Below are 21,715 nucleotides of genomic sequence, written 5' to 3'. Positions count from 1 at the left end.
ATTCCGCGTGTTGCGCCACCTGAACCGGGCAACCCCGACCCGAGCACACGAAACCCGCGCGAGAGCACCGCGGGAAGCGTCAGCACTCGATGACGTTGACCGCGAGGCCGCCCTCGCTGGTCTCCTTGTACTTATGCGACATGTCGATGCCGGTCTGGCGCATGGTCTCGACGACGGCGTCGAGCGAGACGTAGTGGCTGCCGTCGCCGCGCAGCGCGAGGCGGGCCGCGGTGACCGCCGTCGACGCGGCGATCGCGTTGCGCTCGATGCACGGGATCTGCACGAGCCCGCCGACCGGATCGCACGTGAGGCCGAGGTGGTGCTCCATCGCGATCTCGGCGGCGTTCTCGATCTGGCGGTTGGTGCCGCCCATGACCGCCGTCAGCCCGCCCGCCGCCATCGCGCACGCGGAGCCGACCTCGGCCTGGCAGCCGCCCTCGGCCCCCGAGATCGAGGCGTTCGCCTTGAACAGCGAGCCCAGCGCGGTCGCCGTGAGCAGGAAACGACGGATGCCTCGGCGGCGGTTCGCCTCGGCCACCTGCTCGTCGTCCCAGCGGGCGGCCCCCTCGGGTGCGACGGCGTGTCCGTGGTAGCCGAGGAGGGCGCTGCCGACGAGCTCGCCGTAGGGAGTCACGGCGTTGCCGGCCCCGAGCCCGGAGTCGGCGAGGAAGCGCCACCAGTACATCGCGACCGCCGGAACGATGCCCGCGGCGCCGTTCGTCGGCGCCGTGACGACGCGCCCGCCGGCGGCGTTCTCTTCGTTCACCGCGAGCGCGAACGCACCGAGCCACTCGCCGGGCAGTTCCCTCCGGCCGTCGGCTTCGGCGGCCTCCAGCTGCACGCGGATCGCGGCGGCACGGCGCTTAACTCCCAGCATCCCGGGCAGCACGCCGCCGGCGTGCAGGCCCGCGTTCACGCAGGCGGCCATCGCGTCCCAGATCGCGTCGAGGCCCTCGGCGATCTCCTCATCGCTGCGCCCCGCCGCCTCGTTGAGCCTCGCCGCCTCGGCGATCGTGAGCCCGCGCTCGTCGCACAGGGCGAGCAGTTCCTCGGCGCTCGTGAACGCGAGCGGGAACGGGTGGGCACCTTCCCCTGCCGTCGGCTCGCCGTCTCGGCGGATGAACCCGCCGCCGACGGAGTAATAGGTCTCGCGGACGAGGAGTCCGGCATCCGTCGCTCTCGGCGCGACCGTCCCCGACCCCGTCGCCCCCGGCGCGACCGTCCCCGGCGCGACCGTCCCCGACCCCGTCGCCCCCGGCGCGACCGTCCCCGACGCGATCGCTCCCGGCGCGACCGCCCCCGGCGCCGTCACCACCGGAGCTACCGCGGCCCCCGTCTCGCGCACCCCCGTCGCGGCGGCCACGGCACGCACGGGTCCGTCGTCGGCCGTGGCCCAGGCCTCGAGCGTCATCGCGTTGGGGTGCGCCGGCAGCCGCGTCCGCGGTGCGAACACGACGTCGCCCCGGTCGAACGGGATCTGCCGCTCACCGCCGAGGTCGAGCATGGCGTCCGCGGGCCATCCGCTCCAGGCGGCACGCACGGCATCGGGGTCCACGGTCTCGGGCTCGAGGCCGCGGAGGCCGGCGACCACGGCGTCGGGTGTGCCGTGGCCGATGCCGGTCGCGCCGAGCGATCCGTACAGCGTGCAGGTCACGCGGCCGACGCGCGGCAGCAGGCCGGCTTCGCGCAGTCGCACGACGAAGTCATGGGCGGCCCGCATGGGACCGACCGTGTGGGAGCTCGAGGGTCCTACACCGATGGAGAACAGCTCGAACGCCGAGACGTAGGCGCTCACCCGTCCAGGCTACGCCGTGCCGGTGGGCACTCTGCACCCCGTTACCGACTCGATAGCAGCAGGATGCCTCGACCCACCCACCTGCGCCACGCAGTCTGCCGCGAACCTCTCAGCCGAGGCCGAGCAGACGCTCGACGAACCACACCAGGCCCATGGCGGCGACTCCCCCAGCGACGGCGATCCCGACGCCCAGGCCGGTGCGAGGGGCGCGACGGCGCAGGAGCAGCAGCAGCGGGAACACCGCGAGGATGATCGCCACCTGCACCGCCTCGATGCCGACGTTGAAGACCAGCAGCGAGCCCAGCAGCTGCCACGAGAACGGCTCGTCGATACCGAGGGCACCCGCGAACCCGACGCCGTGCAGCAGGCCGAAGAGGAACACGACCGTCAGGCGTGCGGCATCCGTCGCTTCGAACCCCCGCTTCGCGGGAGCGGTGGCCTCCGCGAACAGGCCGCCCCGCTCGCGCCACACCCGCCACAGGTACCAGAGCGCGACGACGGCGATCGACAGCGCGATCACCGGCTCGACGATCGCGGCCGGCACCGACACGACGCCCAGCGCCGCGAGGATGAACGTCACCGAGTGCGCGAGCGTGAACGCGGTCGCCGCGAGCACGATGTCGCGCAGGCGTCGCGAGCCGACGATGAGCGCGAGCAGGAACAGCACGTGGTCGATGCCGAACAGCAGGTGCTCGGCGCCGAGCACGAAGAAGTGGCCGAGCCGTTCGCCGAGGGACTGCTGGGTGCTGAAGACGGGCGCACCTTTGTCGAGAGTCGCGGTGCCGGCCTGGGTGTCGAGCTCGTACTCGACGATCGTGACCGTGTTGCGCACGTAGTTCTCGCCGTCGGGGAACAGCGCGCTGCGGATCTCGTGCACGCCCGACGGCGGGCAGTCGTGCTCGAGCGTCAGCACGGCGTACGGGACGCCGTCGCGCTCGGTCGCGCTGAGCTCGCCCGCCTGCCGCGGATCGCACGCGGCCCCGTCGGCGGAGACGCCGAAGCGCGCGGTGACGTAGGCGACGATCGCGTCGTCGTACGCGTTGAGGGCGGATGCCTCCTCCCCCGTCTTCCACACGTCCATGCCGTCCTGCGAGAACTCCGGCGCGTCGGCGTACTGCGCCACCGACGAGACCAGGAGGTCGTACTCGAGCTCGACGACCGTGCCGACCGTGTCACCGCCGAGCGCCGAGGCCTGGACGTAGACCACGCTCGAGAAGCCGTGGGCGGCGGCCGGCGTCGCCGCGGCCGGCGACGCGGCCAGCCCCACGGCGAGCGCGAGGACGGCGAAGACGAGACGGACCAGCGGACGGTGGGCGGGGCGGCGGCGGGGGTGACGGGGTGGCATCGGGCTCCTTCGGGCACTCGATGCTCGGCAATGCGTGTGAACGAGAGCGGTCCGCCGGGCGAACGCCCGGAGTCGAGGGCCGCGTGGACCGCGGACTCAGGAGGGCCGGAAGGCGACGAGCCCGAGCGTGTTGCCCTCGGAGTCCTTCGCGAACGCGTGCCACTCGTCGTGCCCCGCGGGTCCGAGGCGGTCGTCGTCGTGATGGAAGATCACGTGCGGCTCCGAGACCACCTCGACCCCGGCGAGGCGCTCGAGAGCTTGAGGCACGTCGTCGACGCGCAGGTACACGAGCGATGACGGCGCGTTGCGATCCAGCAGCAGCCGCACGCCGTCGAGGTCGAAGAACAGCAGCCCCGGCGGGTCGAACGCGGCGGTCGGCTCGGCACCCAGCAGAGCCGAGTAGAAGGCGGCCGCCCGGTCGAGATCGTCGGCGTGCTGGGCGATCTGCACGAGTCTCATGCCGTCATTGTGACGCGAACGGGATGCCGCGGCGAGAGCGAGTCCGGCGTCCGGGGCGAAGTCAACCCCCGCGATGCGAGCCGCCCACCGGCGTATCACGGAGGGAGAACCGATCCCATCGGAGGTGGACCATGCTCTTCGCCCTCTACGGCATCCTGCTGATCGGCGGCATGTGGCTGGTCGGCATCTCGTTCGCATCGCCGATCCTGCCGGGGCTCGTCTTCATCGGCGGTGTGCTGTGCATCGTCGCCGCGGTCGCGGTGCCGATCGCCGCGCAGCGTCTCGAACGCGATCCCAACGAGCACGCGCGCCGGTGACGCGCGCGGATTCAGAGGCCGAGTCGTGCGAGGAAGCCGTTGCCGAACACGCCGCGCGGGTCGAGGCGGCGGCGCAGCGCGCCGAAGTCGTTCCAGCGGGGATAGAGCCGCGGCATCCGTTCGGCCGCACCGTCGAGCGTGAACAGCTTGCCCCAGTGCGGCCGCGCGCCCAGCGGCTCGAGGGCGCTCTCGATCGCCGGCAGCAGCCTCTCGACGCCGGGCTGATCCGGCCGCCACGTGAAGTGGAGGCCGAGCACGTCGGTGCCGTAGGCGGGAGAGAGCCACAGGTCGTCGCCCGCGACGGTGCGCAGCTCGCACACCTGCAGCAGCGGCGCGACGGCCCCGGCGAGCCCGCGCAGCTCGCGTATCGCGGCGACCGCGTGGCGCCGCGGCACGAGGAACTCGGACTGCAGCTCGTCGCCGTTGGACGGTGTGAACTCGAGCTTGAAATGCGGAAGCCTGGCGAACCACGGCCCCGGCGCGCCGAGCTGGTCGGTGCAGCTCTCGGCCGACACGTCGGGGAGCGGATGCCTCGTGACCGCGGCCTTCGCGGCACCGAGGACCTCGTCGGGCAGGGCCCCGACGGCATCCGCGCGCCGTTTCACCCACAGCTGGTCGACGACGTCGGGCTCGCGCCACGTGTGGAACATCGAGACGCTGTAGCCGAGCCCGGTGACGGCGTCGAGGTCGTCGAGCACGGCCTCCAGCGGCAGCCGCTCGTACACCGTCTGCGCGACCTCGAACGCCGGGACGATGTCGAGCTCGAGCGCGGTCACGATGCCGAGCGCGCCCAGCGAGACGACGAACCCCTCGAAGCCGGGATCGCCGCGGCGGACCGTGAGCAGCTCGCCGTCGGCGGTCAGGAGCTCGAGCCCGGCGACGGCGGCCGCGAGCGAGGTGACGGCGTCGCCCGAACCGTGGGTGCCGGTCGCGACCGCGCCCGCGAGCGAGATATGCGGCAGCGACGCGAGGTTCGCCAGTGCCCATCTCTCGCGGTGCAGCACAGGCGCGAGGTCGCCGTAGCGCAGCCCGGCCGATGCGCGCACGATGCGCCGCCCGGGATCGATCGAGATCTCGGCCGGCAGCTCGCTCGACAGGATGTGCACGCCATCGGTGTCGGCGATCGTGTTGAAGCAGTGACGGCTGCCGAGCGCCTTCACCCGCGCGGAAGTGCGCACCACCTCGGCGAGCTCGTCCAGCGAGCGCGGGGCGACCACCGTCGCCGCGGCATAGGTCAGGTTCGAGGCCCAGTTGCGCGCGGCGACCGGGTGGGACGGGGTCGAGGTCAAGGGCGAGTCTCCTGTGCCGGCTCGTCGAAGGGGGAAGGACCGAGCTCCTCGAGGAGCACCTTCATCTTCGCGTACGCGCGGTTGCGGTAGGCCACGAGCTCGGGGATCCGCGCCGGGTCGATCGCGCGGAACCCCGCGCCGGTCTTCGTGCCCAGCTCGCCGCGCTCGATGCGCTCGGCGAGGATCGCGGGCGTGGCGAACCGCTCCGGGAACTCTCCCTGCAGCGAGGCGTAGCAGAACGCGTAGACGTCGAGTCCCGCCATGTCGGCGATCGCGAACGGCCCGAAGAACGGCAGCCGGAACCCGAAGGTCGAGCGCACGATGGCGTCGATGTCCTCCGGGGTGGCGACGCCCTCGTCGACGAGCTGGGTCGCCTCGTGGAACAGGGCGTACTGCAGGCGGTTCAGCACGAACCCCGTCGCGTCCTTCACGCGCGCGCCGATCTTGCCGCTCCCCTCGATCAGCTGCTGAACCGTGTCGATCACGGCCTCGGCCGTCGCGGGGTGCGGGATGATCTCGACGCCCGGCACGAACGGCGCCGGGTTCGAGAAGTGCACGCCGAGGAACCGCTCGGGGTTGACCACGGGCTCGGCGAGCCGCGTGATCGAGATCGTCGACGTGTTGCTGCCGATGATCGCGTCGGTGTTGGCCTCCGAGATGCGCCGGAGCGTCTGGTGCTTGATCTCGATGCGCTCGGGGACGGCTTCCTCGATGAAATCGGCATCCGTCACCGCCTCTTCGATGCTCGCGGCGGACGAGATGTGGGCGGCGATCAGCTCGGTGGCGCCGGCGGGGAAGAGCGCCTGCTGTTCGAACTGCGCGGTCTCTGCGCGCACCCGATCGAGGTTCGAGGCGGCGATCTCGGCGGTGACGTCGGCGAGCGCGACGGTGTGGCCGGCGAGCGCGAAGACCTGCGCCATGCCCCCTCCCATGTAGCCGCTGCCGACGACGGCGATCCGGGCCATCAGCAGGTCTGCCCATCGGCGTCGCGCACGTCGGCGGCGCGGTCGTACGACTCGATGGCCGCGACCTTCGGCGCCGACGAAGAGGTCGGATCGAACCGGTAGCCCAGCCATTCCGAGACGAGTCGCTTGGCCAGCTCGAGTCCGATCACGCGCTGGCCCATCGTGAGAACCTGGGCGTTGTTGCTCAGCACCGAGCGCTCCACCGAATAGCTGTCGTGAGCGGTGACCGCACGGATGCCGGGCACCTTGTTGGCCGAGATGGCCACCCCGAGCCCCGTGCCGCAGACGAGCAGCGCCCGGTCGGCGTCCCCCGCGGCGACCCGGCGTGCGGCCTCGACCGCGACGTGGGGGTAATCGGTGTGCTCGTCGCCGGCGACCCCGACGTCGGAGACCACCGCGACGCGGGGGTCGCTCTCGAGCAGGGCCTTCAGGGCCGTCTTGTACTCGTAGCCGGCATCGTCGCTTCCGACGACGATGCGGAGTGGGTCGGTCATCCGGCTTCCTTTCGCGTGGTTTCAGCGATCGCCGTGGCGATCAGGGCCAGCGACATCGCGCCGGCATCGGGGTGTCCGAGGCTCTTCTCGGCCAGCGGGCGGGCGCGGCCGAGGGCCGGCCGCAGCGCGGAGGTGCCTGCGGCCGCCGCCGTGGCGTCACCGGCGGCCGCGGCGAGCGCGTCGGCGAGCGCGTCACCCGCGGCCAGGCGCGCCTCGAGGGTCCGGACGAAGGGATCGAGCGCATCGACCATGGTCTTGTCGCCGACGTGCGCGCCGCCGCGCGAGGTCACGGCGTCGAGCGCGGCGCGCGCGGCCGCGGGTGCGGTGGTGAGGACGCCGGCGCCCTCGCGGTCGAGCGCGCGCCCGATCGCGACGAGCATCGAGCCCCACAGCGCTCCCGACGTGCCGCCGGCGCGCTCGCTCCACGCGTCTCCGGCAGCGGCGAGCATCGCGCGCAGGCCGATCTCGGGGACGGCCGCCTCGCGCGCCGCGTCGATGCCGGTGCGCATGCCGACGCCGTGGTCGCCGTCGCCCGCGATCGCGTCGATGCGGCCGAGCTCGGCCTCGTGCTCGTGGATCGTCGTGCGCGCCGCGTCGAGGTAGCCGAGCGCCACGGCGGCCGCGCGCTTCGACCACTCCGACGCCTCGGGAGCCAGCTCGGCCTCCTCAGGGGCGGATGCCTCGTCGCCGGCGTCCGACGCGGCGGCGACCTCGACCGAGCCCTTGCGGTACGCCGGCGTGTACGCGGGGGCCGCCCACAGCGGCTCGAGCTCGTCGTCGAGCCAGAAGAGGGTGACGGATGCCCCGGCCATGTCGAGACTGGTCACCAGCTCGCCGACCTCCGGCTGCACGACGGTGACGCCTGCGCGCTCGAGTTCGGCCGCGACATCCCCGTACAGCACGAACAGCTCCTCGTACTTGACGGTGCCGAGACCGTTGACGATCACGGCGACGCGGTCGCCGCGCTGCTCGGGGACGTCGTCCAGGAGCGCACCGACGAGGGTCGCGGCGAGCTCGACGGAGCCGGTGCGCGGCACGTCGCGGATGCCCGGCTCACCGTGGATGCCCAGACCGATCGACATCATGCCCTCGGGGACGGTGAACAGCGGCTCGTCGGCGCCCGGGAAGGTGCAGCCGCCGAAGGCGACCCCGAGCGTGCGCGTGCGATGGTTCGCGTGGCGCGCGAGACGCTCGACCTCGTCGATCGAATCGCCGCGCTCGGCCGCGGCCCCGGCGACCTTGAAGACCACGAAGTCGCCCGCGATGCCGCGGCGCCGGTCGAGCTCGTCCGGCGGCGCACTGGCGATGTCGTCGGTGCACAGCACCGTGCGCGCGTCGATGCCCTCGTCTCGGAGCCGGGCCTCGGCCTCGCCGAAGTGGAGCACGTCGCCCGCGTAGTTGCCGAAGCTGAACAGCACGCCGCCACCGCGGTGCGCCGCCTTCGCGACGCGGTACGCCTGCCCGGCCGACGGCGACGTGAAGATGTTGCCGCACACGGCACCGGCCGCCATACCCGCGCCCACGACGCCGGCGAATGCGGGGTAGTGCCCCGAACCGCCGCCGACGACGAGGGCGACCGTGCCGCGGGCGGCGGGCGCCGCGCGCACCACGCCGCCGTCGACGGCCCGCACGAGGTCGCCGTGCGCGGCGACGAAGCCCGCGAGCGCCTGCGGCACGAAGTCGGCGGGATCGTTCGCGAGGCGCGTCATCGTGCCCCTCCCCGTGCGTGTCGCGGCTGACGAACCTTGCTGGTGCCGAGCGCGTAGCCCCCGCGCTTGGGCAGCACGTGCCGGCGCAGGTAGTCCCGGTTGTCGGCGCACACGCTCAGCCCGTCGCCGCCGTAGTTCTCGACGCAGATGACGCCCTGGAACCCCTGCTCGAGGGCGTAGCGGAACGCGCGGCGGTAGTCGATGATCCCGTACGGCATGGGCGCCGGCACCGCGAAGTACTCGCCGCGCGCGGTGTCCTCATCGCGCGCGTAGTTCTTCACGTGCCAGAAGTTGGCGTACGGCAGGGTCTTCTCGACCAGCTCCCACCACGGCTCGATCGGCCGGTGCAGCCGCACGAGGTTGCCGATGTCGGGGTTCAGCCCGACGTTGTCCAGCCCGATGTCTTCCACGAGCTGCACGGCGGAGTCGGCGGTGCCGAGGAAGGTGTCTTCGTACATCTCGAGTGACATCACGATGCCGAGCTCGGCCGCATGACGGCCGAGCTCCTGCAGCCGGCTCACGGCGAGGCCCCAGTCGGCGGGGTCGTCCTGGTGGCCCGGAACCGTCCAGAACCACAGCTGCTCCTGCTGCTGCGGGGTGAGCGCCTGGTGCAGGCCGAACGACACGGTCTCGATGCCGAGGGCGGCCGCGGCGTCGAGCGTCCGGTGGCTGTACGCGAGGTTCTCGTCGCCGCGGGCGTGGTCGATGACGCTGCAGCGGATGGCCGAGATCGAGGTCGGCACGACTCCCGCCTCGACGGCGACCGCGGTCAGGTCGCGCCGCCCCTGCTCGTCCAGGTCGGCGACCCGCAGCCACGAGTCGGTGAGGTCGACGCGGTCGAAGCCCGCATCGGCGATCTCAGTCAGGGTGCGCGCCCACTCCTCGGGTCCGGCCTCGGCGATCGTGCGCCCGTCGGGCGTGCGACCGGCAAAGGGCAGGGCGGCGGCGGCGATGGGCCAGTCGTCCGCGGTGAGGCCGGTCATGCGGCATCCTCCCGTTCGATACGGACCCCGGTGACCAGCACGGGGTCGTCCACCTCGCGCTCCGGGCCGCGGATCGTCAGGTCGGCAGAAGCGGTCAGGTCGGTCAGCGAGAGCCCCGCGGTCAGGTGCACGACGCCCGGCTCGACGATGCGGCGGCGGCGGAGTCCGTGGAACGAGAAGCGGTCGGCGTGGAGTTCGAACGAGACGGATGCCGCGGCCCCCGGCTCGAGCGACACCCGCGCGTAGCCCACCAGCTGCTGCACCGGGCGCGTCACCTGCGCCACCGGGTCAGCGCTGTACAGCTGCACGACCGTCGCACCCGCCCGGACCCCGGTGTTCGTGACGGTCACCGACGCGACCACCGTGCCGTCGTTCGCGATCTCGTTCCGGTCGAGGTCGACGTCGCCGAGCTCGAACGTCGTGTACGACAGCCCGTGGCCGAACGGGAACGCCGGCGCGATCGACAGGTTGCTGATGCGATCGCCGTCCTGCCCGAGGGGCGGGGCGAGATAGGTATGCGGCAGCGCCCCGTTCATCCCCGGGATCTGCACCGGCAGATGCCCGCTCGGGTTCACCGCGCCGGTGAGCACCCCGGCGATCGCACCGGCGCCCTCGACGCCCGGCAGGAACGACTGCACGATCGCCGCCGCCCGGTCGGCGTAGGCACCGAGCGCGTACGGGCGGCCCGAGACCACCAGCAGCACCAGGGGCTTGCCGGTGGCCAGCAGCGCATCGACGAGCCGACCCTGATCGCCGGGCAGGTCGAGGCTCGGCGCGTCGGACCCCTCCCCCGAGGTGCCCTTCCCGAACATCCCGGCACGATCGCCCACCACGGCGACGACGAGGTCGCTCGACGCCGCCGCCACGATGGCGTGGGCGATCTGCCGCTCGTGCGCCGGCTCCGACAGCGGGCATCCCGGCTCGACGACGACCTCCGTGCCCGGCATGGCCCGGCGCAGCGCGTCGGGGATCGACGTCGCGTGGATGCCGAGCCCTCGCTCGGGATGACGCGGCATCACGTGGATCGGATACGAGTACGCGCCCATCATCGCGCCCGGGTCGTCGACGCACGGCCCGATCAGCGCGATGCGACGCGTGCCGTGCCCGAGGGGGAGGATGCCGCGGCGATTGTCGAGGAGGACGATGGACTCCTCGGCGAGACGGCGGGCGATGTCGCGATTGCGGGCGCTGTCGAGATCGACGTCGGCGGGTTCCGCCGGGGTCCACCCGCTGTCGAGCAGACCCAGCTCGATCTTCTGCCGCAGCACCCGCCGCACGGCCGTGTCGATGTCGGCCTTCGTGCGCGCCGGGTCGGGGTCGGCCTCGGCGAGGAGCCGGTAGGCCGCGGTGTCGGGCAGCTCGACATCGATGCCCGCGTGGAGGGCCAGGCGTCCGGCATCCGCCATCGTCTCGGCCACGCCGTGCTTGGACTTGAGGAACGCGATCGCCCAGTAGTCCGACACGACCGTGCCGTCGAAGCCCCACTCGCCGCGTAGCACCTCGGTGAGCAGCCACCGGTCGGCCGCGGCGGGAACGCGGTCGAGCTCGGTGTACGAGTTCATGACGCTCTTCGCGCGCCCCACGCGCACCGCCATCTCGAACGGCGGCAGCACGAGGTCGCGCAGTTCCCGCTCCCCCATCGAGACCGGCGCGTGGTTGCGGCCCCCGCGCGAGGTGGCGTGGCCGGCGAAGTGCTTGAGCGTGGCGATCACGCCCGTCTCCTGCAGGCCCTCGACGTACGCGGTGCTCAGGGTCGCGACCACGTACGGGTCTTCACCGAGGGTCTCTTCGACACGCCCCCATCGGTAGTCCGTGACGACGTCGAGCACGGGTGAGAGGCCGTGGTGCACGCCGACCGCGGCCATGTCGGAGCCGATCGCATGGGCCATCTCGCGAACGAGGGCGGCATCGAACGTCGCCGCCCACGCCATCGAGGCCGGGTAGACCGTCGCACCGAGCGTCGTGAAGCCGGTGAGGCACTCCTCGTGGACGACGGCCGGGATGCCGAGCCTCGTGCGCTCGAGGAGGTGCTGCTGCGATTCGCGAACCTTCCCCATCCCCTCGCGCGGGGTGACCGGGGTCGTGCCGAAGACGCGGGTGAGGTGCCCGATGCCGTCGGCGGTCGCCTCCTCGAACGGCGGTCGCCCTCGCGAGAGCACGTCCTGCATCGGCGCGATGATCTGCGTCGAGTCGCGCCTGTCAGCCCAGTAGCTGCCCAGCTGCGCGAGCTTCTCGGCATCCGTCATCTCTGCCAGCAGGGATTCGACCCGGGTGTCGGCGTCTGCCGTGGGGTCGGCCCACGGTGGTGCGGTCACGACATCGGTCGGCTGCGTCATCCTCGACCCTCCGCATATTTGTTTTTGCTAGCAACAATTCTGAGTTCAGAGTAGCTTCGATTTACAACGTTGCCAAGCGTCGGATGGCCGACCGCCGGCGAGGTGCGGATGATGCGGGAGGACTCCATGACGGCAGAGTTGGTGTCGCGCGACACAGCCGGCGTTTTCCACGGCGAAGGAGCCTTCTGGGATGCCGCGACCGGCCGCATCCGGTTCGTCGACATGCTCCGCGGCGACGTGATGACGTGGGACGGCACGGCCCTGCGGCGCGACCACCTGTCGGACGTGGCCGCGGTGATCCGTGCGCGCGCGGACGGCGGATACGTCGTGGCGACCGAACGCGGCTTCGCGCTCACCGACGACGCACTGACGATCGACCGCGAGATCCCGGTCTTCGCCGACCCCGGCCTGCGCATGAACGAGGGGGCGTGCGATGCCGCCGGCCGCTTCTACTGCGGAAGCATGGCCTACGACGCGAACCCCGACGCCGGACGCGTGTACCGGCTCGACCCCGATCTGTCGGTGCACGTCGCCCTGGACGGCGTGACGATCCCGAACGGGCTGGTCTGGACCGCCGCGGGCGACGTCGCGCTGCACGCCGACACGCGCGAGGGCGTGATCTGGGCATACGACTTCGACTCCGAGACGGGCGCCTTCGGCGATCGCCGCCCTCACGTGCGCTTCAACGGCACGGCCGGGGTGCCGGACGGCATGGCGATCGACGAGGACGACGGAGTGTGGGTCGCGATGTGGGGCGGCGGCGCCGTCCGCAGGTACACCGCGGCGGGTGTGCTCGACCTCACGATCCCCCTGCCCACGGTGAACGTCACCTCGTGCGCGTTCGGAGGCCCGGACCGCCGGACCCTCTACATCACGACCTCGCGCCAGGGCCTCGCCGATCCCGAGCCGGAGGCCGGCGGGCTGTTCGCCGTCGAGACCGAGGTGACCGGCGCGCCGGTGCACGCTTTCGGGGGCTGAACGCTCGACACCGGTGTCCGCGGTGCGTGCGATGATCCGCGCGAGACGACGACCGGTGGGAGGGCGGCATGCGGGGCGAGGCGACCGTGCTGCACGCCGACCTCGACTCCTTCTACGCGTCGGTGGAGCAACGGGATGCTCCGGCTCTGCGCGGCCGGCCCGTCATCGTCGGCGGGGGCGTGGTGCTCGCGGCGAGCTACGAGGCGAAGGCTCGCGGGGTGCGCACCGCGATGGGCGGCCGGCAGGCGCGCGAGCTGTGCCCGGACGCCGTGATCGTCCCGCCGCGGATGGACGCGTACTCCGAGGCGAGCCGGGCCGTGTTCGGCGTCTTCCGCGACACGACGCCGCTCGTGGAAGGGCTGTCGATCGACGAGGCGTTCCTCGAGGTGGGGGGCCTCCGGCGCATCGCAGGAACGCCCGAGCAGATCGCGGTGCGGTTGCGCGAGCGCGTGCGCACCGAGGTCGGCCTCCCCATCTCGGTCGGCGTCGCCCGGACCAAGTTCCTCGCCAAGGTGGCCAGCGCCGTGAGCAAGCCCGACGGGCTGCTCGTCGTCGAGCCCGAGCAGGAGCAGGCGTTCCTGCTCCCCCTTCCGGTCGAACGGCTCTGGGGCGTGGGAGCCGTGACCGCCGCGAAACTGCACGGGCTCGGCATCCGCACCGTCGGTCAGCTGGCCGAGCTCGAAGCCGCCACCGCCGAGAGACTGCTGGGCAAGGCGACCGGCGCCCACCTGCACGCCCTCGCCCGGCTGCGCGATCCGCGCCCGGTCGACACCACGCGGCGTCGCGGCTCGATCGGCTCGCAGCGCGCGCTCGGCAACCGCCCGCGCACGGCCGAAGAGCTCGACCTCTTCCTGACCCAGATCATCGATCGGCTCGCCCGCCGCCTGCGCGAGCGCGACCGCGTGTGCCGCACGGTCGTGCTGCGCCTGCGTTTCGGCGACTACGCGAAAGCGACACGGTCTCGCACGCTGCGCTTCCCCACCGACCGCACCACGGTGCTGCTCGATATCGCACGCGCCCTGCTCGCCGCCGCCCAGCCCCACATCATGGAACGCGGCATCTCGCTGATCGGCGTCTCGCTGTCGCAGCTCGGGCGCGCCGACAGCATCCAGCCCGAGCTTCCCCTCGACTGGGACGGCGGAGCACGTCTCGACACGGTGCTCGACGCGGTGCGCGATCGCTTCGGCGCGGCCTCGGTCGCCCGGGCCACGCAGCTCGGGCGGGATCCGGGATGGTCGACGCCGGTGCTGCCGGAGCACGAGTGACGACCGGGGCGGCGGAGCACCGCATCGGTCTAGGCCCGTGCAGCCGCGTTCCGCTGGAGCCGCATCGAGACGTACGACGAGAACCCGGCCCGCTTCGCGAAGGCGACCGGGCGGCTGTCGAACTCCACGAACCCGAGCTTTCGGTAGAGACCGAGGGCGGGCGCGTTGGTGTCCTTGATGTCGCGGAGCACGAACTCGTCATACGGCAGCCGCAGCAGGTGCCGCATCAGCGCGGTCGCGACGCCCTTGCCCTGGGACTGCGGAGCCGTCGTGACGAATCCGATCTCGGCGAGCCCGGGGCGCGCACCGTCGTACGCGCCGAGGAACTGGCTGCGGACGATCACGAAGCTCATCAACCCATGCCACCAGCCGAGAGTGCGTTGCATCGCTCGGCGATCGGGGTCGAAGCACTCCTGGTCGCCCTCGGTGACCGAAGCGATCGCGGCCGGCTCGCCGTCCACGATCGCGACGTAGAAGCGGTCGAGCAGGATCATGTGCGCGAATGCCTCGGCCAGCACATCCGGATCCTTCGAGAAGTACTCGAAGTCCTCGGCGAATCCGCGCACCAGGACTTCGGCCACTCGTCGCCGGTAGCCCTCACCGAGCTCGTCGGCTCGCTTGACGTCGATCATGTCGCTCTCCCTTTCGTGAGCAGACGAAGGACCAGCTCGACACCGGACTCGCCCAGCTCGTTGTTCATGACGGACCGCATCGTCGCGATGCCCGACAGCATCGCGAAGTAGTACGCGGTGATCCGGTCGGGGTCGCCGGCGGCGAACTCGCCCAGGTTCTGACCACGCCGCACGAGGGCGGAGAAGCTGCGCCACAGCGCCGCCTGCGTCGATGCCAGCCGTTGCGTGGTCCCTTGCGGGGTGTCGGTGAGGAATCCCTGATTGATCACGAGATAGAACTCGGCCGCTCCGTGATCGCCGGCGAGATCCGACAGGAATGTCGCCGTGAACTCGCGAGCGAGATCCAGCGGAGCTTCGACACCCGAGAGCCGATCGGATGCCGCGACCAGGCCGGTCGTCGCCTGCTGGAGGAGCTGTTCGAACAGCTGCTCCTTGCTCGGATAGTGCCGATAGATCGATCCGATGCTGAGTCCCGCCTCGGCCGCGATCTGCCGCATGTTCGCCGCCGCGAAGCCATGGCGCGCGAACACCCGGATGGCCGCGCCCTCGACCGCTTCGCGAGTGGCCGCGCGCAGGGCCTCGTTCTGCGCCGATGTTCGCGACATCCCCGCCTCCTTATAATGAACCGATGTTCAGTTTACATGCAACGCGGCCCCATCGGGTGTGTCGGTGGAGGCCGATAGCGTGCCCGCATGCCGGAGCGTGTCGAACTGTGGTGGGCTCGCCGCCAGTTCTCCAAGGGCACGGAGGTCCCCTACCCGGTGGGGAGCTACCGCGAGGCCTGGGCGCCGTTCCCCGCGCTCATCCGCCAGTACCATCCCGAGCTCAATGCCGGCATCGTCCTGAGCCAGGTGCCGCCGGCAGCCGACGTGCTGCTGCTGTGGCAGTGCGAGGCGGGGCACAAGTTCGCCGCCACGCCCGACGAGCAGCGCAATCGGCCGGGCCGGGAACGCCGTCGCTCGGCGTGGTGTCCCGAGTGCACGGAACTCGCCCGGCCCGCCCGCGCTCTGCCGATGCGGGAGGTGGTGGCTCCGCCCGGCTCCCCCGTTCCCGCCGCGATCGCACGCCCGGCCGAGCGCACAGTCCTGAAGCCGAGGAGGCCGAGACCGAAGGAGAGCCTGTGCCCGAAGACACCGGACGTCCCCGTCGGCGAGCCGTTCCTCTCGGAGTGCGCGCCGAAGCCGGCGTCGGCGATCGAAGCGCGGCTGCGCGCCGATCTGTTCGAACGCCTGTCGGTGACACCGGGGCTGAACGCCGTGCGCATCTCGCGCCCGTTCTTCGACCACGTCGAGGTGTGGCCCGACGTCCTGCTGCCGGAGCTGCGCGTCGCCATCGAGTACGACAGCACCGGGCGCCACGGTCTCGAGCACGTCGGCAGGCGCGAGGACGCCGACCGCCGCAAGGACCGGGCGCTGCGTGCCGCGAAGTGGGAGGTCATCCGGATCCGCACCGGCAGACTCGAACCTCTCGGCCCCTATGATCTGCAGCTGTCGACCTGGAACAGGAAGGGGCTCGAGAGTCTCGTCGAGGTGCTGCGAGGCATCCGCGGGCCACTCCTGGTCGACCCGTATCTCGCCTGACGCCCGCACCCGACCATTTGAGCGATCATGAGTGCAGGACACCCCGGCGAGGTGGTGACTACACTCATAACTGAGTGCAATCGCCATCTACTCCGGAGAACGTCACATGCCTCTGGCCGATCAGCCCGTCGGGCGACGCGAGCGCAACAAGCAGGAGAAGCTCGACCGCATCATCGCGGCCGCGAGCGAACTCTTCGCGACCTATGGGGTGGACGACGTCACCACCCAGCAGATCGCCGACAGAGCCGACATCGGCGCCGGCACACTGTTCCTCTATGCGAAGACCAAGGGGGAACTCCTCCTCCTGGTCCAGAACGCCCACTACGCGAAAGCTCTGGAGGAGGGCCGGTCGGACGCGGCATCCGTCTCGGATCCGCGGGATGCGGTGATGGCCATCGTCCGGCCCGTCGTCGAGTGCAATCGGGTGCAGGTGGACAACGGACGCGTCTACCTGCGCGAGATGGTGTTCGGCGACCCGGAGGAGCCGCGCCATCGCGAGGCGCTCGCCATCGTCTCGGGGACGGAGCAAGCCGTCGCCGAAGTATTCGCCCGTGCGAAGAGGGCGGATGCCGCGACCCTGGCGCGAATCGTGACCGCCATCCTGTTCCTCGCGATGGCCGACAGCGCCAACGTCACCCTCAGCGTCGAAGCGATCCTCGACGACATCCGCCTCCAAGTCGACGCACTCTGGACAGACTGATCCCGACCCTCGGCGGCGTCTCGCGCAGCTGCTGCCCCGCTATCCCTCCGCCAAGAACGTGGCGGCGACGGGTGCGAACCTCTCCCAGTACTGGAAGATGCCACCGTGGCCCGCGTCGGGATAGATGATCAGCTCGCTGCCGGCGATGCGGGCGTGCAGGTCGTGCGAGAGCGCTGAGGGCACCATCCGGTCGTTGTCGCCGTTGGCGATCAGCGTGGGCTGGGTGATCTTGGAAAGGTCTGAGGGCGCAGAGCGGCCGAAGCGCTGGATGGCTTTCAACTGGGTGCGGAGCGCTCTCATGCTGATCGGCTTGTCTCGGTCCGTCGTCCGCTCCTCGAGGCGCTTCACGAATGCCTTGCCCGCCTTCTTGCCCGCTTCGTCGCGGTTGAAGAAGAGGAACTCCTTCGGATCCGACCGGGTGATGGCCGAACGCAGGATGTCCCTGTACGTCACACCCACGATCTTGTCCATGTCCTTGCCGCCACGAGGGCCGGTCCCGGTGAGGACGAGCTTTCGCACCAGCAGGGGGTGCTTGATGATGAGGTCCTGCGCGATCATGCCGCCCATGGAGAACGAGAAGACGTCGACGGTGTCGAATCCGAGGGCGGCGATGAAGGCGTACGCGTCGTCGGCGGCTTCCTCGATCGTTCCGGGTACGGTTCCGGACGAGGCACCGACGCCCGCATTGTCGAAAGTGATCACGTGCCGGGTCGTCGCGATCCGGTCGACGATGCGCGGGTCCCAGTTGTCCAGGGTGGCCGCCAGATGGACGAAGAAGACGACCGGGATGCCACCCTTCGGACCGAGTTCCCGGTACGCGTAGGTGGTGCCGCGCGCGGTGATGGTCTTCGTCGGCGCTTTCGCATACGTCGTGACGACGGGTTCGCTGTCGATCGAGTTCATGATGAGAATCCTCTGGTTCGACTGTCGGCGGTGTGGTCGGTGGCCGCGGTTCCTCCGTCGATCGCGATGACGGACTTCCCGCGGACGCGGTGCGATTCAAGGCGTGCGAGAGCCCGTGGAACGTCGGTGAACCCGTGGACTTCTCCGACGACAGGACGAAGCACCCCCTGATCGACGAGCGCGGCGATCCGCCGGAGCTGGTCTCCGCTCGCGCGCATCAGGAGGAACTCGTAGGAGACGCCGAGCTTTCGCGCGAGCGTGCGGATCTTACGACTCAGCCCCGCGACCGCGACTCGCAGCAGCGGGTTCAGTCCGGCGCTGCGCGCGAAGGCCGGATCGGGTGGCCCCACGATCCCGATGGCCTTGCCACCGGGCGAGAGCACCCGGAGAGACTTCTCGAGGTTCTCGCCTCCGAGACTGTCCAGCACGAGGTCATAGCCCTGGAGAACGTCCGCGAAGTCCTGCGACCTGTAGTCGATCACTTCGTCCGCCCCGAGCTCCCGCACGAAGTCAGCGTTCGCGGCCGATACCGTCGTCGCCACGTGGGCGCCGAGGTGCTTGGCGAGCTGGATGGCGATCGTTCCCACACCCCCACTGCCGCCGTGGATGAGAACCTTCTGGCCCGGCTGCACGTCGCCGCGCTCGACGAGGGCCTGCCAGGCCGTCAGCGCGACCAAGGGCAGGGATGCTGCCTCGACGGCGGTGATCGACTTGGGTGCGAGCGCAGCATCGGTCTCGTCGATCGCGATCGCCTCGGCGAAGGCGCCGATCCGACCGTCCCGCGGACGCGCGAACACCAGATCACCCGGCGCGAACGCGTCGACCTTCGATCCGACGCGGATGACCGTGCCCGCGACGTCGTGACCGAGCGTCAAGGGGAATCGGTACGGGAGGATCTGCCGGAACTCACCGGTTCGGAGCTTCTCATCCAGCTGGTTCACCCCCGCAGCGACGACGCGTACGAGCACGTCGCGCTCGCCGACGGCGGGTTCGGGCACGCTCGCCTCGTGAAGGGCGGCCTTGTATCGATCGATGACGAACGCTCGCATGCGCGTGACTCCTCGGTGGGGTTGCTCGGCGACAGTTAGTGAGTGTACTCAGTTTTGAGTACTCTCACAAATGTAGAGGCACCTGCGCCTACATTCGTCGCGGCTCGACCCGAATTCGTTAGGGTGGCCGCATGGCACAACCGGACCTGCGTTTCGAGGCGCCGATCGGAGTCGACGTCAAGGGTGAACTGTGGTCCTGTGTCGAGATTCCGGGGTCGGTCGACTTCCTCGGAACCGGCAAGTCGGTGCGAGTGGACGCCGAGATAGACGGGATCCCGCTGGAGAACGTCGGAGCTATGGTCACGGGCAAAGGCGGCCACATGATCTCGCTCAGCGCGAAGCTGCGCAAGCAACTCGGCAAGGAGATCGGCGACATCGTTCACGTGGCAGTGACGCTTCGCTAGACGACTCGCGAGGCGGACCAGAACGGGACCCAGCGACAGAAAAAGCCCCTGAACGGGGCTTCTTCCGGGTACTGTCTCAACACAGTGCGCGCCCGAAGGGACTCGAAACCCCTAACCTTCTGATCCGTAGTCAGCGGGGAAGGTGCGAACTGACGCGTGATTCCGCGGATCTCGAGCTGGCGCACACGTCCCGTCGATCGCCTGAGTCCAACCTGATCTGCGGACTGCCGGAACTTCGCAAGACGGGCCCTCATCGTGCATCGTCTCGCGTGGGCTATACGAGCATGGCCGCGCCTCGTCGGTCAAGCCTCTCGGCTCCACAGGTCGGCCGCAACGATCTGAGGCTGCGCTGTGTCTGCTCCTCGCCAGTGGCGGGAGTACCTGGACCGGAGGTTCGCCTCGAGGCCACTGGAGACATCGCGAGCGCAGAGGGACCGCTCATTGCAACGCGGCGGCACCGAGGACCGTAAGAGGACCTTCGTCGGCTGTCGGGGGCTGGAAGTGGTCGAAGTACTCGGCCGCTACGTCCTTGGGAAGCGCGTAATCGTCGGCGTGCTCGTGGCCGCGCGCAGACATTCGCTCCAGCGCGACCGCTCGTGGCGTCGCGAGATAGATCGTCTCCGGCACCACTCCGAGCGGGCGCAAAAGGTCCCGATACGCGAGGCGGGCGCGCTCCGACCAGAACGAAAAGTCGAGCACCACATCCGCGCCAGCCACGACAAGCGTGATGAGGCGAGCGCGGAGTTCCTGCTCGATGTCTTCGTGCACGTCCGTTGGTAGGGGCATCGTCTGGATCCCGCGTCGCCAGGCTTCCTGGTCGAACGAAAGGCGAACCATACCCTCGGACTCGAGCCGCCTCGCGACGGTCGACTTTCCGGATCCCGCTGGCCCGCACATCAGAACGACTCTGCTCACCGCTCCGACGATAGCCCGCGATCAGTGGTGTTCCCTGCCGTGACTCCGCACGAAAGCGGACCGGCGGATTCAAGCGGTCATCGCAACAGGACAGATCTGATGATCTCATTCGGGGTCTGAAACTCGAGCCGCTTGCGGGGTCGGTCGTTGAGCTCGTGGGCGACGGCGTCAAGCTGTCCCTCGGTGAACCCGTCGAGGCTGGTGCCTTTCGGGAAGTATTGGCGAAGCAGCCCATTGGTGTTCTCGTTGATGCCGCGCTGCCAGGGCGAGTGCGGGTCGCAGAAGAACACGTCGATGCAGAAGAACACGTCGATGCCGGTATCGATGCGGACCTTCTCCCAGTCACGCATCTCCGGACCCTGATCCCACGTCAGTGCACCGCGCAGCTGCACCGGGAGCTGCTGAATCTTCCGAGTCAGCGCAGGAGCGACCTGGTCGGGCTTGTAACCGTCGGGCAGGTGCACGAGCATCGTGAAGTTCGAGTGCCGTTCCACGAGAGTTCCGATCGCAGACAAGTTCCCCGCGCCGATGATCAGGTCGCCTTCCCAACTTCCTGGAACGGCCCGGTCGCTCGCCTCCGGCGGCCGCTGCGAGATGTTGACCATGTTCGGGATCCGGTTCTTCCGCTGACCCACCTTTCGGCTGGGATGGCGCAGCCCCCGCCCGGTGCGCAGATACCGGGTCAGTTCCTGCTTCAACGCGCCCCGGGACTGCACGTAGAGCGACTGATAGATCGTCTCCGTGCTCACGTGCATCTCCGGGTCGTCGGGGAACTCTCGACGTAGCCGACCCGCGATCTGCTCCGGCGATCGGCGCCTTGCTAAGTCCGCTTCCACCCTCGCACGCAGCCGCACGTTGGTCGCCAGCTTCCCGGGTTTCGGCCTCTCTGCGCGCCCCATCGCCGTCATCTGCGCCGTCGATGCCCGATACCGGCCACGCACGGCGTTGCGGATCAGCTCCCGGGACACCGTCGACGGCGCCCGCCCGATCCGCCGCGCGATCGACCGCACCGATTCACCCGACGCGACGCCGACTGAGATCTCCTCCCGCTCGGCGAACGAGAGATACCGGCCCTGCAGGTTCCGGCCACGACGCGGCCTGACACCGCCGGCCGCGACCAGCATCCGCTTCGCGGTCGTGCGGTTCACTCCGATCCGTTCGCCCACCTCGCTCGCGAACTGCCCAGCCTGAAAGCCCGCCCACGCCAACTGCACAAGATCCAGCCGGAACCTCAACGCCAACTCCGCCACAACACTCTCCACTCAGTAAGTGTTGCGACCACCGCAAGAACCCAAGGGTCGGCTATCGCGCGGCTCCCGGGCCATTGAGGGCGTTCCGTGGCGGCTTGTGTGCAACTTGTCGCCCGAAACCCAGGTCGCGCGTGGCGAGTTCGCGGACTAGCAGAAGGCCACACTCGACCACCTAATCGCCTTGGGCGATTCTACGCGACGACGGCACACGCATTCAGATCGCCAGTAGCTCGCAGTTTCTGATCCGACACGTATGTGCTACAGAGAGTCAGTCAGCAGAGGCGTCGCTATGTTGGCTACCGGGGTCGCCCCCAGCTAATCAGCTATTGGGGACTGGGCGAAGGAGC

General features: G+C 70.2%; 21 protein-coding genes. 6 read left to right on the top strand and 15 right to left on the bottom strand.

The annotated features are described in order from the left end of the window. Positions 1–79: 79 nt before the first annotated feature. The 3 genes from IM778_RS02795 to IM778_RS02785 form a co-directional block, all read right to left on the bottom strand. The gene (locus IM778_RS02795) at positions 80–1,795 is read right to left on the bottom strand and encodes an L-serine ammonia-lyase, iron-sulfur-dependent, subunit alpha (protein ID WP_194410586.1); all 1,716 of its coding nucleotides are present in this window, start codon (positions 1,793–1,795) and stop codon (positions 80–82) included. 109 nt (positions 1,796–1,904) lie between these two features. After that, a complete protein-coding gene (locus IM778_RS02790; RefSeq protein WP_194410585.1) occupies positions 1,905–3,140 on the bottom strand; it encodes a HupE/UreJ family protein in 1,236 nt (411 codons plus the stop codon). A 96-nt stretch (positions 3,141–3,236) separates the two neighbouring features. Then, positions 3,237–3,599, bottom strand: a complete 363-nt coding sequence (locus tag IM778_RS02785) for a VOC family protein (protein WP_194410584.1) — start codon at positions 3,597–3,599, stop codon at positions 3,237–3,239. A gap of 131 nt (positions 3,600–3,730) precedes the next feature. Here IM778_RS02785 and IM778_RS02780 point away from each other — a divergent pair, with 131 nt between their 5' ends. Further along, entirely contained in the window at positions 3,731–3,916 is a 186-nt protein-coding gene (locus tag IM778_RS02780; RefSeq protein WP_194410583.1) for a hypothetical protein, read from the top strand. An 11-nt stretch (positions 3,917–3,927) separates the two neighbouring features. Here IM778_RS02780 and IM778_RS02775 read toward each other — a convergent pair whose 3' ends face one another. Genes IM778_RS02775 through IM778_RS02750 form a run of 6 tightly spaced genes read right to left on the bottom strand, consistent with a single transcriptional unit; the run spans position 3,928 to position 11,692 of the window. Then, positions 3,928–5,205 (bottom strand): D-arabinono-1,4-lactone oxidase, encoded by a 1,278-nt coding sequence (locus IM778_RS02775; protein ID WP_194410582.1) that lies wholly within the window; start codon positions 5,203–5,205, stop codon positions 3,928–3,930. Then, complete coding sequence (locus IM778_RS02770) at positions 5,202–6,170, bottom strand: 3-hydroxyacyl-CoA dehydrogenase family protein (RefSeq protein WP_194410581.1); 969 nt, start codon at positions 6,168–6,170, stop codon at positions 5,202–5,204. The genes IM778_RS02775 and IM778_RS02770 overlap by 4 nt, the downstream gene beginning before the upstream one ends. Then, positions 6,170–6,664: a ribose-5-phosphate isomerase gene (locus IM778_RS02765; RefSeq protein WP_194410580.1), complete on the bottom strand. Its 495-nt coding sequence runs from the start codon at positions 6,662–6,664 to the stop codon at positions 6,170–6,172. The genes IM778_RS02770 and IM778_RS02765 overlap by 1 nt, the downstream gene beginning before the upstream one ends. Continuing rightward, positions 6,661–8,373: a dihydroxyacetone kinase family protein gene (locus tag IM778_RS02760; protein WP_194410579.1), complete on the bottom strand. Its 1,713-nt coding sequence runs from the start codon at positions 8,371–8,373 to the stop codon at positions 6,661–6,663. Before IM778_RS02760 ends, IM778_RS02765 begins: the two co-directional genes overlap by 4 nt. Continuing rightward, entirely contained in the window at positions 8,370–9,356 is a 987-nt protein-coding gene (locus IM778_RS02755) for a sugar phosphate isomerase/epimerase family protein (RefSeq protein ID WP_194410578.1), read from the bottom strand. Before IM778_RS02755 ends, IM778_RS02760 begins: the two co-directional genes overlap by 4 nt. Continuing rightward, positions 9,353–11,692 (bottom strand): glycoside hydrolase family 3 N-terminal domain-containing protein, encoded by a 2,340-nt coding sequence (locus tag IM778_RS02750; protein WP_194410577.1) that lies wholly within the window; start codon positions 11,690–11,692, stop codon positions 9,353–9,355. Before IM778_RS02750 ends, IM778_RS02755 begins: the two co-directional genes overlap by 4 nt. A 126-nt stretch (positions 11,693–11,818) precedes the next feature. On the opposite strand from IM778_RS02750, the gene IM778_RS02745 reads away from it, so the two are divergent. Together IM778_RS02745 and dinB are read left to right on the top strand one after the other, a co-directional pair. Next, positions 11,819–12,670, top strand: coding sequence for an SMP-30/gluconolactonase/LRE family protein (locus IM778_RS02745; RefSeq protein WP_228484717.1), 852 nt, complete (start codon positions 11,819–11,821; stop codon positions 12,668–12,670). Positions 12,671–12,738: 68 nt separating this feature from the next. Next, positions 12,739–13,935, top strand: a complete 1,197-nt coding sequence (gene dinB, locus IM778_RS02740) for a DNA polymerase IV (RefSeq protein WP_194410576.1) — start codon at positions 12,739–12,741, stop codon at positions 13,933–13,935. 29 nt (positions 13,936–13,964) lie between these two features. Here the strand turns inward: dinB and IM778_RS02735 are convergent, their stop codons facing one another. Then, positions 13,965–14,567, bottom strand: coding sequence for a GNAT family N-acetyltransferase (locus IM778_RS02735; protein WP_194410575.1), 603 nt, complete (start codon positions 14,565–14,567; stop codon positions 13,965–13,967). Further along, a complete protein-coding gene (locus tag IM778_RS02730; RefSeq protein WP_194410574.1) occupies positions 14,564–15,172 on the bottom strand; it encodes a TetR/AcrR family transcriptional regulator in 609 nt (202 codons plus the stop codon). The genes IM778_RS02735 and IM778_RS02730 overlap by 4 nt, the downstream gene beginning before the upstream one ends. An 87-nt stretch (positions 15,173–15,259) precedes the next feature. On the opposite strand from IM778_RS02730, the gene IM778_RS02725 reads away from it, so the two are divergent. Both IM778_RS02725 and IM778_RS02720 read left to right on the top strand, forming a co-directional pair. Next, on the top strand, positions 15,260–16,147 hold the full coding sequence (locus IM778_RS02725) for a zinc-ribbon domain-containing protein (protein WP_194410573.1): 888 nt from the start codon (positions 15,260–15,262) through the stop codon (positions 16,145–16,147). A gap of 106 nt (positions 16,148–16,253) precedes the next feature. Next, a complete protein-coding gene (locus IM778_RS02720) occupies positions 16,254–16,847 on the top strand; it encodes a TetR/AcrR family transcriptional regulator (protein WP_194410572.1) in 594 nt (197 codons plus the stop codon). Between the two features lie 39 nt (positions 16,848–16,886). Here the strand turns inward: IM778_RS02720 and IM778_RS02715 are convergent, their stop codons facing one another. Together IM778_RS02715 and IM778_RS02710 are read right to left on the bottom strand one after the other, a co-directional pair. Further along, the gene (locus tag IM778_RS02715) at positions 16,887–17,750 is read right to left on the bottom strand and encodes an alpha/beta fold hydrolase (RefSeq protein WP_194410571.1); all 864 of its coding nucleotides are present in this window, start codon (positions 17,748–17,750) and stop codon (positions 16,887–16,889) included. After that, entirely contained in the window at positions 17,747–18,799 is a 1,053-nt protein-coding gene (locus IM778_RS02710; protein ID WP_194410570.1) for an NADP-dependent oxidoreductase, read from the bottom strand. The genes IM778_RS02715 and IM778_RS02710 overlap by 4 nt, the downstream gene beginning before the upstream one ends. Before the next feature lie 131 nt (positions 18,800–18,930). On the opposite strand from IM778_RS02710, the gene IM778_RS02705 reads away from it, so the two are divergent. Further along, on the top strand, positions 18,931–19,203 hold the full coding sequence (locus tag IM778_RS02705; protein WP_194410569.1) for a DUF1905 domain-containing protein: 273 nt from the start codon (positions 18,931–18,933) through the stop codon (positions 19,201–19,203). Between the two features lie 438 nt (positions 19,204–19,641). On the opposite strand, the gene IM778_RS02700 is transcribed toward IM778_RS02705, so the two are convergent. Both IM778_RS02700 and IM778_RS02695 read right to left on the bottom strand, forming a co-directional pair. Beyond that, entirely contained in the window at positions 19,642–20,100 is a 459-nt protein-coding gene (locus IM778_RS02700; protein ID WP_228484819.1) for a P-loop nucleotide/nucleoside kinase family protein, read from the bottom strand. Between the two features lie 95 nt (positions 20,101–20,195). Beyond that, a complete protein-coding gene (locus tag IM778_RS02695; protein ID WP_228484716.1) occupies positions 20,196–21,380 on the bottom strand; it encodes an IS30 family transposase in 1,185 nt (394 codons plus the stop codon). Positions 21,381–21,715 lie beyond the last annotated feature (335 nt).

It is taken from the genome of Microbacterium cremeum (assembly GCF_015277855.1).
Taxonomy (GTDB): Bacteria; Actinomycetota; Actinomycetes; order Actinomycetales; family Microbacteriaceae; genus Microbacterium; species Microbacterium cremeum.
This window is presented reverse-complemented; position numbering and strand designations above follow the sequence as displayed.

Bases quoted from the DNA above. Each gene is read 5' to 3' on its own strand.
- IM778_RS02710 (WP_194410570.1), bottom strand. From the start codon at position 18,799: ATGCGAGCGTTCGTCATCGATCGATACAAGGCCGCCCTTCACGAGGCG.
- IM778_RS02705 (WP_194410569.1), top strand. From the start codon at position 18,931: ATGGCACAACCGGACCTGCGTTTCGAGGCGCCGATCGGAGTCGACGTC.
- IM778_RS02720 (WP_194410572.1), top strand. From the start codon at position 16,254: ATGCCTCTGGCCGATCAGCCCGTCGGGCGACGCGAGCGCAACAAGCAG.
- IM778_RS02790 (WP_194410585.1), bottom strand. From the start codon at position 3,140: ATGCCACCCCGTCACCCCCGCCGCCGCCCCGCCCACCGTCCGCTGGTC.
- IM778_RS02725 (WP_194410573.1), top strand. From the start codon at position 15,260: ATGCCGGAGCGTGTCGAACTGTGGTGGGCTCGCCGCCAGTTCTCCAAG.
- IM778_RS02700 (WP_228484819.1), bottom strand. From the start codon at position 20,100: ATGTGCGGGCCAGCGGGATCCGGAAAGTCGACCGTCGCGAGGCGGCTC.
- IM778_RS02770 (WP_194410581.1), bottom strand. From the start codon at position 6,170: ATGGCCCGGATCGCCGTCGTCGGCAGCGGCTACATGGGAGGGGGCATG.
- IM778_RS02715 (WP_194410571.1), bottom strand. From the start codon at position 17,750: ATGAACTCGATCGACAGCGAACCCGTCGTCACGACGTATGCGAAAGCG.
- IM778_RS02730 (WP_194410574.1), bottom strand. From the start codon at position 15,172: ATGTCGCGAACATCGGCGCAGAACGAGGCCCTGCGCGCGGCCACTCGC.
- IM778_RS02735 (WP_194410575.1), bottom strand. From the start codon at position 14,567: ATGATCGACGTCAAGCGAGCCGACGAGCTCGGTGAGGGCTACCGGCGA.
- IM778_RS02780 (WP_194410583.1), top strand. From the start codon at position 3,731: ATGCTCTTCGCCCTCTACGGCATCCTGCTGATCGGCGGCATGTGGCTG.
- IM778_RS02785 (WP_194410584.1), bottom strand. From the start codon at position 3,599: ATGAGACTCGTGCAGATCGCCCAGCACGCCGACGATCTCGACCGGGCG.
- dinB (WP_194410576.1), top strand. From the start codon at position 12,739: ATGCGGGGCGAGGCGACCGTGCTGCACGCCGACCTCGACTCCTTCTAC.
- IM778_RS02760 (WP_194410579.1), bottom strand. From the start codon at position 8,373: ATGACGCGCCTCGCGAACGATCCCGCCGACTTCGTGCCGCAGGCGCTC.
- IM778_RS02750 (WP_194410577.1), bottom strand. From the start codon at position 11,692: ATGACGCAGCCGACCGATGTCGTGACCGCACCACCGTGGGCCGACCCC.
- IM778_RS02755 (WP_194410578.1), bottom strand. From the start codon at position 9,356: ATGACCGGCCTCACCGCGGACGACTGGCCCATCGCCGCCGCCGCCCTG.
- IM778_RS02765 (WP_194410580.1), bottom strand. From the start codon at position 6,664: ATGACCGACCCACTCCGCATCGTCGTCGGAAGCGACGATGCCGGCTAC.
- IM778_RS02745 (WP_228484717.1), top strand. From the start codon at position 11,819: ATGACGGCAGAGTTGGTGTCGCGCGACACAGCCGGCGTTTTCCACGGC.